The organism is Asanoa ishikariensis (assembly GCF_900107455.1).
Taxonomy (GTDB): Bacteria; Actinomycetota; Actinomycetes; order Mycobacteriales; family Micromonosporaceae; genus Asanoa; species Asanoa ishikariensis.
Genome location: NZ_FNQB01000001.1, coordinates 2,592,892 through 2,605,356, shown reverse-complemented (window position 1 = coordinate 2,605,356; position 12,465 = coordinate 2,592,892). Strand labels below are relative to the sequence as shown.

The following is a 12,465-nucleotide window of genomic DNA, read 5'->3' as shown; positions in this document are numbered from 1 at the left end:
TCCCGATCAACCCGCGATTCCACGCATTGGTTACGGCCTACGTGTTGGATCGCTGCCCGCCCCGGAGGTTGCCTTGCCCGATGACGTCCTGGTCGTACACGGCGGCACGCCCCTGCATGGTCAGATCCGGGTCCGCGGAGCCAAGAACCTCGTCTCCAAGGCGATGGTCGCGGCCCTGCTCGGTGACGAGCCCAGCCGGTTGTTCGACGTGCCCCGGATCCGCGACGTCGAGGTGGTCCGCGGACTGCTGGGCGTGCACGGCGTCAAGGTCACCGACGGCGCGGAGGACGGCGAGCTGATCCTCGACCCGGCCAACGTCGAGCGGGCGTCGACCGACGAGATCAACGTGCACGCCGGGTCCAGCCGGATCCCGATCCTGTTCTGCGGCCCGCTGCTGCACCGCCTCGGCCACGCGTTCATCCCCGACCTGGGCGGCTGCCACATCGGCCCGCGCCCGATCGACTTCCACATCCAGGCGCTGCGCGAGTTCGGCGCCGTGGTCGACAAGACCCCCGAGGGCATGCACCTGACCGCGCCCGCGGGCCTGCACGGCACCAAGTTCGAGCTGCCGTACCCCAGCGTCGGCGCGACCGAGCAGGTGCTGCTGACCGCGGTGCTGGCCAACGGCGTGACGGAGCTGCGCAACGCGGCCGTCGAGCCGGAGATCATCGACCTCATCTGCGTGCTCCAGAAGATGGGCGCGATCATCACGGTCCACACCGACCGGGTGATCGAGATCGAGGGCGTGCCGCGGCTCGGCGGCTACACCCACCGGCCGATCCCCGACCGGATCGAGGCGGCCTCCTGGGCGGCGGCGGCGCTGGCCACCCGGGGCGAGATCGAGGTGCTCGGCGCGCAGCAGGTCGACATGATGACCTTCCTCAACGTCTTCCGCTCCATCGGCGGCGAATACAAGGTCACCGACACCCTCCCGCCGCGCGGCTCCTCGCCGGGCACCGAGGGCGGCATCCGGTTCTGGCACCCGGGCGGCGAGTTGCGCGCGGTGGCCCTGGAGACCGACGTGCACCCGGGCTTCATGACCGACTGGCAGCAGCCGCTGGTGGTCGCCCTGACCCAGGCGCGCGGGCTGTCGATCGTCCACGAGACCGTGTACGAGCAGCGGCTGGGCTACACCGAGGCGCTCAACACGATGGGCGCGACGATCCAGGTCTACCGGGACTGCCTCGGCGGCACGCCGTGCCGGTTCGGGCGCCGCAACTTCAAGCACTCCGCGGTGATCGCCGGCCCGTCCAAGCTGCACGCGGCCGACCTGGTCATCCCCGACCTGCGGGCCGGTTTCAGCCACCTGATCGCCGCCCTGGCCGCGGAGGGCACGTCGCGGGTCTACGGTGTCGACTTGATCAACCGTGGCTACGAGGACTTCGAGAGCAAGCTCTCCGCGCTGGGCGCGCACGTCGAACGCCCCTGACCTTGGTCGATGCCGAGGCGAGCTGATCTTGGGGTCGGCTCGTCTCGGTGCGCCCGGGCCGGTTAACCTTCTGGTAAGCCGCGCCGCAGAAGGGCATCCCGTGCAGTCGCTGTTTCGCCGCAAGTCATCTGATGTGGTCGAGGAGACCTCTGGGGCTCCCGAGTCGGTCGAGTCTGGCCGCGCCAAGGCCGGCTACACGCCGGCCAAGGGCCGGGAGACTCCGAAGCGCCCAACCGCTGGGCGCCAACCGGCCGGCAACGCCAAGGCGCTGACCAAGGAAGAGTCCAAGGAGCGCAAGCGGACGCTGCGCCAGGAGGCCGCGGCTGAGTACCGCCGTGAGGGCGGCCCGCGCGACCGGGGCCCCGAGCGCCAACTCGCCCGCAACGTGGTCGACTCCCGCCGCACCGCCGGCACCTATTTCTTCGGCGGCGCGCTGATCGTGCTGATCGGCTCGAACGGCGCCATGCCCGACTTGGTGCGCACGGTCGCCACCTCACTGTGGGGCGTCCTCCTGCTCGCCGTGGTCGTCGACGCGGTCCTGATCGCACGCAAGATCAAGCGGTTGGTCGCCGAGCGCTACCCCAAGACCGAGCAGAAGATGGGCTCGCTCTACATGTACGCGATCATGCGGTCGCTCACCTTCCGCCGCATGCGCGTGCCCGGCCCCGCCGTGAAGTTCGGCGAAAAGGTCTGACGCTGAAGCAAGGGTCCCTTGTTATCGCTTTCGCTATAGGAAGGGCCCCTTGTTAACGCTTGGCCGCGGGCCAGGTGTTAACAAGGGGCCCTTCCTCTGCGGAAAGCGTTAACAAGGGGCCCTTGCTTAGTCCAGGCCGGCCAGGCGCAGCAGGGCGGCGGTGGCGGCGGCCGCGACCACCACCAGCACGAACGGGGCTCGGCGCCAGGCCAGGAGCGCGCCCACCGCGACGCCGGCTGGCCGCGCCACGCCCGCGAAGACACCCGAGTCGTAGAAGGTCGCCGTGGCCGCCAGCGCGGCGAGCAGGGCGGCGGCGGCCATCGGGAGCAGGACCTGGACGCGCTCCGGCAGGGCGACCCGCTCGCGCAGGACGACACCGGCCAGACGGAACGCGTAGGTGCCGATCGCCAGGCCGACGATCACCGCCAGGATCATGAGGAAACCTCCGGCAGAGCGGCGCGCGTCAGGGGTAAGCCGGCGCCCATCGCGGGCCTCACGACGCGACCTCCGCCACCGCGCGGTGCAAGCGCCAGGTCGGCGCCCATCGCGGGCGTCATGACGCCGCCTCCGGGCCGGTGCGGCGCGGTAGCGCCACCATGAGCAGGCCCGTCAGGGCCAGGAGGACCGGCAGGCCGGCGGGCAGGATCGGTGTGGTGACCAGGGCGACCAGGGCCCCCGTCAACGCGACCAGCCGAACGGTTGGATCCCGGAGGGTGGGCAGCAGCAGCGCGATCAGCCCTGCGGGAAACGCCGCGTCGAGGCCGAGCCGGGCCGGGTCCCCCACGTTGCCGAGCAGCACGCCGAGGGATGCTCCGATGTTCCACAGGACGAACAGCGTGCACCCGGTGGCCCAGTAGGCCAGGCGGCGGCGCACGGGATCGGGTTGGGCCAGGGCGAACGCGACCGACTCGTCGATCAGCAGGTGCGCGCCGACCAGCCGCTGCCACCAGCGGGTGCCGATCACCTCGCCGATCGCCAGGCCGAACGGTAGGTGCCGGGCGTTGAGCAGGAGGCCCGCGAAGATCGCGGCGAACGGGTTGCCGGCCGCGATCAGCCCGACGGCCAGGAACTGCGAGCCGCCGGCGAAGACGACCAGCGACATCAGGATCGTCAGCCCGGCGGGGATGCCGGCCGCGACCGCGATCGCGCCGAACGAGATGCTCACCGCGAACACCGCGAGACCGAGGGCGGCGACGTCGCGCACCAGGGAGCGATCGCCCAGGATGGACCGAGCGCCGACAGTCATGGTTACCGATCGTGCCCGCACGGGGTAACGTTCGTCAAGCCGAACAAAGCGACCGATGGAGCGAACGAGTGACCGAGCCGACCATCGCCGCCACCATCGCCGCCGCGCTGCGGCACGAGCGGGAGCGGGCCGGGATCTCGCTGACCGAGCTCGCCCGCCGCGCCGGCATCGCGAAGTCGACGCTCTCCCAGCTCGAGAGCGGCGTCGGCAACCCGAGCGTGGAGACCCTCTGGTCGCTCGGCGTCGCCCTCGACGTGCCGTTCAGCCGGCTCGTCGAGCCGCCCGTGCCGGCGCTGCGGGTGATCCGGGCCGGCGACGGGCCTCGGATCAAGTCGGACCAGCTCGACTACACCGGCACGCTGGTCGCCGCAGGGTCGCGGGCGGTGCGGCGGGACATCTACGTGATGACCATCGAGCCGGGCGCGGTGCGGCACGCCGAGGCGCACACGCCCCGCAGCGTCGAGCACATCGTGGTGGCCGCGGGCCGGCTGCGCACCGGGCCGGCCGGCGAGACCGTGGACCTGGACCCCGGCGACTACGCCACCTTCGCGGGCGACGTGCCGCACACCTACGAGGCGCTCGCCCCGGGCACGTTCGCCGTGCTGGTCATGGAGCATCCGTGACGGGCACACCGGTGTAGAGGCGGGCCACCACGTCCTCGATGTCGGGCTCCACGATGGACACGTCGCGGATCGGCAGCCCGGCCAACCGGACCAACAGCTCACCGGCGGTCGCACCGGTCAGGTCGTACTCGAAACGCAGCGGGCTGACCACGGTGAGCGTCGCGCCCGGCACCTCGGGCGGCGCCTCCGGCGACTCGAGCTCGACCACCACCCGCCGGCGCGAGCCGTAGCGGGCGTGCAGCGCCTCGATCGTGCCGTCGTGCACCACCCGCCCGTGGTCGATGACCAGCAACCGCCGGCACAGCTTCTCGATGTCGGCCAGGTCGTGGGTGGTCAGCATCAGCGTCACGTCGCCGGTCGCGCCCAGCTCCGCCAGGAAGCCCCGGACCGCCTGCTTGCTGACCACGTCCAGACCGATCGTCGGCTCGTCCAGGAAGAGCACCTCGGGGCCGTGCAGCAGCGCCGCGGTCAGCTCGCCGCGCATCCGCTGGCCCAGCGAGAGCTGGCGGACCGGGGTGTCGAGGAACTCGTCGAGGTCGAGCAGTGACCGGCACCGCCGCAGCCGGACGGCGTGCTCGGCCGGCGGCACCCGGTAGATGTGCCGGAGCAGGTCGAAGGACTCGCGCAACGGGAGGTCCCACCAGAGCTGGCTGCGCTGGCCGAAGACCACACCGATCCGACGGGCCAGCCGCGTACGCTGCCGCACCGGCGAGAACCCGCAGACACTGATCTGTCCGGCGGTCGGCGTCAGGACGCCGGTGAGCATCTTGAGCGTCGTCGACTTGCCGGCGCCGTTGGGGCCGATGTAGCCGACCATCTCGCCCCGCTCGATCGCGAGGTCGACGCCGTCGACCGCGGCCACCGTGCGCCGGTCGCGCCGCAGCCACCCGACCTTGACCCGGACCGTGAACTCCTTGCGCAACCCGTGCGCCGCTATGACCGTCATCATGACCCCGTGCTCGTGTAGCGCCGCAGGCCCGCCCGCCAGATCAGCGCGGCCGCGGCGGTGGCCGGCAGGGCGACCAGCGGCGCGAGCCAGCCGACCCAGCCCGGCAGGCCGATCGGGTCGGGCTTGCCCAGCAGTGCCAGCGCCGGGTAGTAGGAGACGAAGGCGAATCCCAGCCCGTACGCGAAGGCGTTCCGAAACCATCCACTGTAGACGCTGATCGGATAGCTGGTGAAGTCCCGGCCACCGTAGGTGAAGGCGTTGCCGAACTCGCCGGACTCGGTCCACCAGAACGCGACCGAGGCGGTGATGACGAATACCGCGCCGAAGAAGACCACGCCGCCGACCGGGGCGACGACGGCCAGCAGCACCCGGGACGGTGTCCAGGCGACGTCGGCGGCGCCGAGCGCGACCAGGTAGACGGTGGTGCCGAAGGCGGCCCGCGACAGCTTGTGCAACGGCAGGTCGAGCAGTACGAGCTGCGGCAGCGCCCGCAGCGGGCGGACCAGCACGGCGTCGAAGCGGCCCGTGCGCACGTACAAGGTGATCCGCTCGATGTTGCCGACCAGCATGTCGCCCGTGGCGAACGCGCACGCGGACATGCCGGTGACCACCAGCGCCTCGCGCAGGTCGAGTCCGCCGAGGCTGCGGGTCACCCCGAACAGCACGAACACCGTGAACACGTCGAGCACGGTGGCCCAGACGTTGGAGACGAAGTCGATGGCGAAGGACAGCCGGTACGAGGTCTGGCTGCGGGCCTGGCCGCGCAACAGGGCCCAGTACGCGCGCATGGCGCCGGGGTCAGCCACCCTGCACCACCAAGCGGCGCTCGGCCCTGCGCTGCACCACGCGGCAGAGCACGAGCACCAGCGCGACCCAGGCGGCCTGCAGCGCCACGAGCCAGAGCTGGCGCGGGGTCGAGTCGATCTCGACCATGATGTCGAGCGGCGTCTGGAACAGGCTGGGCAGCGGCGTGAGCACCCACAGCGGCACGACGAGAGCGTCGGGCAGGAAGCGCAACGGGAAATAGAGCCCACCGAGTACGCCGGAGACCAGCGCCCACAGGATCATCGGGCCGCGGATGTCGAGCAGCCAGTAGCCGGTGGCGTTCACCAGGTAGCGGCAACCGAAGCAGAGCACCGTGGCCAGCACCACCGACACGACGAACAGCGGCACGGTCGTCCAGCGGTGCGGGACATAGAAAGGGAAGAACAACGGACCGGTGAGCACCGGGGGTACGAGTCGCGTCACCGCGGCATGACCGGCCCGGCCGAGATCGGTGGCCAGATAACGGGTCACCGGGTCGACCGGGCGGAGCAGGTCGGCGACCACGTCACCCGTGCGGATCCGGTCGGCGAGCTCGGTCCAGCCCCAGAGCAGGACGACAGCCAGCAAACCCTGTCCGAACCAGACGAACGTGGCGAGGCGGGCGGCGTCGTAGCCGCCGACCGTCGCGGTGCCCGCGCCGGCCACCACGGCCAGCAACACGTAGCAGCGAAGGAAGCCAAAAACGGTGTTGGTGAACGCGCCTGCGATGGTGGCCTGCCGATAGGTCGAGTATCGGCGGAATCCAGCGCCCATTAGCGCCAAAAATGTCCTGATATCACTGGCGACATTCGCATAACGCGGGCGAGGGACAGTGGCGGTGACCAAGTCCACGCCGTTACCCTCCATCCGCGACATACGCCGTATCGGGCCGCATGACAGTATCGGGTGCCGGCGGATGCCGCGCGACACAAATTCCGACGAGGTGACCCGCCGTGAACGATCGACGCGAACCGCGCTCCAGCGGCTCGCGCGCGGGAAACGCCCGGCGGATCGGTGTGCCCGGATGAGCAACGAACGGGCAGACCGGCGGCGCCGCGACGGCGGCCGGGGTCGCGACCGTGACCGGCGCGGCGACGACGACCGACTAGGCGACGAGGACGGCTGGCTCCGCGAGCTCGGCCGCAGTGACAGCGGCTCCAGCGGCGGCAGCGGATACAAGGACCCCAACGACCCGTGGGCCTGGGCCAAGGACCGCCCACCGGCGCCCGGCTGGGAACCGACCGGCGTACCGGCCGGCCCCGGCGGGCCCGGCTGGGACGATGTTCCCGGCCAGCCGCCGAGTCAGCCGGGCGGCGGCCCGGGACCCCGGCGAGTGGCGTCCACCGAGCCCTCCTGGGTGAGCGAGCGCACCGACGAATGGGCGGCCGCCAGCGGCGAGCGCTACCCGGGCGACCAGACGCCTCAGCGCCCCGGGCGCTCGTCCGGGCGCGCCGTGGTGCGCGGCCGGGCCGGCGCGGCGCCGGATCCGGTCGACGAGTCCTACAACGCGGACCCCCGGCTGGCCGACCCGAGCGCCACCGACCCACACATGCCCGACCCCCGCGCGCCGCACCCGATCTCGCCGGTCGACGGCGTGGGCCGGCGCGTCGACGGCCCACCGGCCCGCCGGAGCGCACCGGCCGGGCGCGAGGCCGCCTTCCACGACGAGCGCGGGCGCGGCCCGGCGCACGACGACCCCACGCGGGGCGGCCGGGTGTCCGACGACCGACGCGCGCCCGCTCCCGGCTGGGCCGACCGGCCGCAGTCCCCCGCCGGACCCGGCTGGGCCGAACGACCGCAGTCGCCGGCCGGACCGGGCTGGGACGACCGGCCACAGTCGCGGCCCGACCGGCGCACCGCGCCACCCGGACGTGAGGCCGCCTTCCACGACGAGCGCGGAGCGGAGCCGTGGGACCGCGGCGGTCGGCCGCCCGTCGACGGCGGCCGGCGCGGGCCGGCCGGTCCGGTGTCGCCGGGCTACCCGCACGAGCAGTTCCCGGACGAGCGGCCGCCCGCCCGTCGCCCGGCGGGGCCGCCCCGCCAGGTGGACCGGCCCGCGGCGTTGCACGACGAGACCCGGCGTGGCCGTCCCTACGACGACCGCGCGCCGTTCGACGACCGCGACGGTCCGCGCCGTCCGGACCGCCCGGGTGGCTGGGACGAGCGGCGCGGTGGGCCGCCTCCGGGCTACCGGGACCGGCCGGTCGAGCCGATCTCGCCCGCCTACCCGGACGAGCCCGTCCGCCGGGGCGAGCCGGACCGCCGGCCGCACCGCGACGAGCGCCCGGCCGCGTTCCGCCAGCCCGGACCGCCGCCGCCCTGGTCCGACGCGCCCGACGGACCGCGCCGTGACGAACGGCCGGCCGCCTACCGCGACCAGGCGCCACCGCGCCACGCGCCGGGCCGTGACGAGCGGGTCGTGCCGTTCCCGGACGAGCGGCGCCGCGAGCCCGACGAGCGCCGCCGCGACGAGCGCGTCGTGCCGTTCCGCGAGCCCGACGAGCGCCGCCGCGACGAGCGCGTCGTGCCGTTCCGCGAGCCCGACGAGCGACGCCGCGACGAACGGCCGGCCGCGCGGCGCGAGCCGCCGCCGCACGCCGACGTGCCCGAGCGCCGACCGGAGCGGCCCGCGCCGCGCCGCGAGCCGGTGCCGCCGTATGCCGAGCCGCCGCGCCGCGACGAGCGCCCGGCCGCGTTCCGCGAGCCCGCGCCGTTCACCGACGCGCCCCGGGTGGACCAGCGGCCCGCCGCGCGCCACGACGAGCGGGTCGCTCCACGGCCGCCGCTGGTCGACGACCTGCCGACCGCGCCGCTGTCCCCGCCCCCGCCGCGCCAGCCGGAGCGGTTGGGCGACACACCGACGCGGGCCGCCCGCGACGGTGGTACCCCCGAGCCGTGGCTCGTGGCACCGCCGCCGCCGTTCGTGCCGGAGTTCGGCGAGCGCACACCCGCGCCCGCCGTCGCACCGGTGGCCGACGTGCCGGTGCGTGCCGAGGTGCCCCCGCCGGCCGAGGTGCCGGCTGTCGAGCTGCCGGTGGCCGAGGTGCCACCGGCGGCCGAGGCCGCCACTGGCGTCCGCGTGCCGGCGCCGCGCACGGGAGACTCCGCGCCCGCCTACCCCCGGCGGATCTCGGATGCCGAGCTGCACGCCGCGCCACCGACGGAAGAGGCGCCGGCACCGGTCGAGCCGCGGGGCGACTCCGGCTGGTTCGCGGCCGCCCTCGCCGAACCCACCACACCCACCGAGCCGACCGAGCCGACCGAACCTGCCCAGCCGGCGGAACCGGTCGAGCAACTCGACCGGGTCGCACAGCCGGAACCGGAACCCGTCGCCCAGCCCGAGCCGGAACTCGTCGCGGAACCGGAACCCGTCGCGGAGCCCGAGCCGGAACCGGTCGCGCTGCCAGAGCCAGTCGCGAAGCCCGAGCCGGAACCGGTCGCGCTGCCAGAGCCAGTCGCGGAGCCCGAGCCGGAACTCGTCGCGGAGCCCGAGCCGGTCGCGGAGCCAGAACCGGTCGCGGAGCCCGAGCCGGAACTCGTCGCGGAGCCCGAGCCGGTCGCGGAGCCCGTGCCGGTCGAGGCTGTCGAGCTCACCCCGCCGGTCGAGGCCGCAACGCCCACCGAATCGGCAGAGCCCGCTGAAGAGGCAACACCGGCCGAGGCCGAGCCGGTGGAGGCCACCACCCCGGCCGAGGCCCCGACGGCCACCGAACCGGCCGAACCAGAGCCGGCTCCGCTGCCAGAGCCGATCGCGGAGGCGGAAGAAGCCGAGCCCGACGCCACCGCGTCGGCAGAGCCGACCACGGAACCCGAGGACGCCACGCCGGCGGACGGCGGCATCATCGAGACGCCGACCCCGGCGGACGCGGGCACGGACGAGCCAGCCGCGGGTGAGGCGGAACCAGCACCGGACGACAGCACGACCGACGACACCGGTCCGGCACCGTCGCCCGTATCCCAGGATGAGCCAGAAGCAACCGCGGACCCGGAACCGGCCCCCGAACCGGAACCGACGCCCGACCCGGAACCGGCCCTCGAACCGGAACCGGCCCTCGAACCGGAACCGACGCCCGACCCGGAACCGGCCCCCGAGCCGGAACCCGCGCCCGAGCCGGAACCAGCCCCCGAGCCGGAAGGCGCTCCGGCGGCTGAGCAAATGCAGGCGTCCGCCGATACCGTGCTGCCGGTGCCGGAAGGCACCGCGGCCGGTGCGGCGACCGCCCTGCGCGCGCCCACGATGCTGCACCCGGTCGTCACGACCGACGACGAGGACGAGCCGAAACCTGACGAGCCGAAGGACCCTGAACAGGTGCTGGCCGGGTACCAGTGGCGGTTCCACCACGAGACCCTGCGCGAGCTGGTCGAGGACCCGGACGAGCTGCGGACAATCCGTGACCAGCTCACCGTGAAGGTGGACGTCGCGACGGACAACGCCTCCCGGGCCCGGCTGTTGAGCCTGCGCGCGGTCGTCTCGCGGATTCTCGGTGACCTCGGCAAGGCGCTCGCCGACGGCAAGCTCGCGCTGGCCCACGCGGAGGCGACCGGCGAGCTGCGCCGGATCTCGATCGCGCAGGCGCGGCTGGCGCACGTGTTGCAGTGGCGCGGTGACTACGCGGAGGCGGACCGGCTCAACGCGCTGGCCAACTCCCCCGAGCTGCCCGACCGGCTGCGGGCGACGATGCATGAGCACGCCGGGCGCTCCTGCTACGACCAGGGTCGCTACATCGAGGCCTGCAACCACTTCGAGAAGGCGCTCGACCTGCGCAAGGTGGACGACCCGGAGCTGATCGCCCGGACCGAGCAGGCGCTCGACGCGGTCCTGGCCAAGGTGGCGACGAACGGTCTCGGCCCGTACCCGCGGGACGAGGACGAGATCCTCCAGATCCACAAGCCGCCCAAGCCCAGGTTCAGCGAGAAGGTGCAGCGCTGGGGGTACGTGGACGCGGAGGGTGAGTGGGCGATCGCGCCGAGCTACGCCGAGGTGCAGCCGTTCCGGGAGGGTGTCGCCTGGGTGCGCCGGCCGGAGACCGAGCCGTGGGAGCTGATCGACGAGTCGGGTGAGGTGCGCCTGTTCGCGTCGCTGGGCTACCTGGGCGTCGGCTCGTTCCACGACGGACTCGCGTGGGTCTCGCACAACGGCCGGGGCAACTGGCTGGCCATCGAGAAGTCCGGCGACGTCGTCATCAACATCGGCTTCGAGGACGTACGCCCGTTCCGCGGCGGGGTCGCGGCGGTCAAGCGGGGCGCCTGGGGTGCGATCGACAAGGGTGGTCGCACCGTGTTGCCGCCCCAGTACACCGGGTTCGCGACGGCGTTGACCGACGGCCGCTACGTGGACGGCTTCACCGACGAGGGACTGGCCGTCGTGGACTCCGGCGGGCGCAAGGGCGTGGTCGACCGCAACGGCCGGGTACTGGTGCCGCCGCGCTTCCCCGCGCTGGTCATCCACCCTGTCGCGTTCCTGGTCGGGGGCGGGCAGGGCCTGTGGGGCGCGCTCGACCGGCGGGGCGAGCCGCTGATCGACATCATCCACGGCAGCCGTGCCGCGGTGACCGAGGAGATCGACCGGTTACTCGCGGACACCAAGCCCGTACTGTAAGCAAGATCATCCGCGTGGGTTCGGAACTTCGTTCGGGGTTAATGTGTCCCACATGGAATTCCGTCACCTAGGCCGATCGGGCCTTCAGGTCAGCGCGATCTCGTACGGCAACTGGATCACCCACGGCTCCCAGGTCGAGGAGGACGCCGCGGGCGCCTGCGTCCGTGCCGCACTCGACGCGGGCATCACCACGTTCGACACCGCCGACGTGTACGCCGGCACGCGTGCCGAGGCCGTGCTCGGCCGTGCCCTCAAGGGCCAGCGCCGCGAGGGCCTCGAGATCTTCACCAAGGTGTACTGGCCGGCCGTCCCCAGCGGACCGGACGACACCGTCACCCCCGGTCACAACGACCGCGGTCTGTCGCGCAAGCACATCATGGCGTCCATCGACGGGTCGCTGCGCCGGCTGCAGACCGACTACGTGGACCTCTACCAGGCGCACCGGTTCGACTACGGCACGCCGCTGGAGGAGACGATGTCGGCGTTCGCCGACGTCGTGCACTCCGGCAAGGCGCACTACATCGGCGTCTCCGAGTGGCGGGCCGAGGAGCTCCGGGCGGCCCACGCGCTGGCCCGCGAGCTGCGCATCCCGCTCGTCTCCAACCAGCCCCAGTACTCGATGCTGTGGCGGGTCATCGAGACCGAGGTCGTTCCGGCCTCCGAGGAGCTGGGCATCAGCCAGATCGTCTGGTCGCCGATCGCCCAGGGCGTGCTGACCGGCAAGTACCTGCCGGGCCAGCCCCCGCCGGCGGGCTCGCGGGCGACCGACGAGAAGTCGGGCGCCAACTTCATCTCCCGGTTCATGTCCGACGAGGTGCTGACCGCGGTGCAGAAGCTCAAGCCGCTGGCCGACGAGGCCGGGCTGACCATGGCCCAGCTCGCGGTCGCGTGGGTGCTCCAGAACCCCAACGTGGCGTCGGCGATCGTCGGTGCGACCCGCCCGGAGCAGGTGCACGACAACGTCAAGGCGGCCGGCGTGAAGCTGGAGGAGGGCCTCCTCAAGCAGATCGACGAGGCGCTGGGCGGCTTGGTCGAGCGCGACCCGGCCAAGACCGAGTCGCCGCGCAACATCCGCGCGTGACAGCGGCGGTGGCGCGGCCGGACCCTCTCGGGCCCGGCCG

The 12,465-nt window shown here is 73.1% G+C and carries 10 protein-coding genes; 5 read left to right on the top strand and 5 right to left on the bottom strand.

What is annotated here, in order from left to right:
• Positions 1–73 precede the first annotated feature (73 nt).
• Together murA and BLV39_RS12275 are read left to right on the top strand one after the other, a co-directional pair.
• Positions 74–1,429: a UDP-N-acetylglucosamine 1-carboxyvinyltransferase gene (murA, locus tag BLV39_RS12280; RefSeq protein ID WP_090790311.1), complete on the top strand. Its 1,356-nt coding sequence runs from the start codon at positions 74–76 to the stop codon at positions 1,427–1,429.
• Positions 1,430–1,529: 100 nt separating this feature from the next.
• Positions 1,530–2,123 carry a DUF3043 domain-containing protein gene (locus BLV39_RS12275; RefSeq protein WP_090790309.1) on the top strand — a complete coding sequence of 198 codons (594 nt, stop codon included), beginning with the start codon at positions 1,530–1,532 and terminating at the stop codon, positions 2,121–2,123.
• A 126-nt stretch (positions 2,124–2,249) separates the two neighbouring features.
• On the opposite strand, the gene BLV39_RS12270 is transcribed toward BLV39_RS12275, so the two are convergent.
• Both BLV39_RS12270 and BLV39_RS12265 read right to left on the bottom strand, forming a co-directional pair.
• Entirely contained in the window at positions 2,250–2,558 is a 309-nt protein-coding gene (locus BLV39_RS12270; RefSeq protein ID WP_090790307.1) for an AzlD domain-containing protein, read from the bottom strand.
• Between the two features lie 118 nt (positions 2,559–2,676).
• Complete coding sequence (locus tag BLV39_RS12265) at positions 2,677–3,369, bottom strand: AzlC family ABC transporter permease (protein ID WP_090790305.1); 693 nt, start codon at positions 3,367–3,369, stop codon at positions 2,677–2,679.
• Positions 3,370–3,437: 68 nt separating this feature from the next.
• Between BLV39_RS12265 and BLV39_RS12260 the strand changes: the two genes are divergently transcribed.
• Positions 3,438–3,992 (top strand): helix-turn-helix domain-containing protein, encoded by a 555-nt coding sequence (locus BLV39_RS12260; RefSeq protein ID WP_090790304.1) that lies wholly within the window; start codon positions 3,438–3,440, stop codon positions 3,990–3,992.
• Here BLV39_RS12260 and BLV39_RS12255 read toward each other — a convergent pair.
• From BLV39_RS12255 to BLV39_RS12245, 3 genes are read right to left on the bottom strand one after another with little or no spacing between them, the layout of a single operon-like run.
• Entirely contained in the window at positions 3,976–4,938 is a 963-nt protein-coding gene (locus BLV39_RS12255; protein ID WP_090790302.1) for an ABC transporter ATP-binding protein, read from the bottom strand. The genes BLV39_RS12260 and BLV39_RS12255 overlap by 17 nt on opposite strands.
• Positions 4,938–5,729, bottom strand: a complete 792-nt coding sequence (locus BLV39_RS12250; protein ID WP_090790299.1) for an ABC transporter permease — start codon at positions 5,727–5,729, stop codon at positions 4,938–4,940. Before BLV39_RS12250 ends, BLV39_RS12255 begins: the two co-directional genes overlap by 1 nt.
• A 10-nt stretch (positions 5,730–5,739) precedes the next feature.
• Positions 5,740–6,519 carry an ABC transporter permease gene (locus BLV39_RS12245; RefSeq protein ID WP_176984872.1) on the bottom strand — a complete coding sequence of 260 codons (780 nt, stop codon included), beginning with the start codon at positions 6,517–6,519 and terminating at the stop codon, positions 5,740–5,742.
• A 250-nt stretch (positions 6,520–6,769) separates the two neighbouring features.
• Here BLV39_RS12245 and BLV39_RS44770 point away from each other — a divergent pair, with 250 nt between their 5' ends.
• A complete protein-coding gene (locus tag BLV39_RS44770) occupies positions 6,770–11,344 on the top strand; it encodes a WG repeat-containing protein (RefSeq protein WP_280515076.1) in 4,575 nt (1,524 codons plus the stop codon).
• Positions 11,345–11,396: 52 nt separating this feature from the next.
• Positions 11,397–12,425 carry an aldo/keto reductase family protein gene (locus BLV39_RS12235; protein WP_090790296.1) on the top strand — a complete coding sequence of 343 codons (1,029 nt, stop codon included), beginning with the start codon at positions 11,397–11,399 and terminating at the stop codon, positions 12,423–12,425.
• Positions 12,426–12,465: the final 40 nt, after the last annotated feature.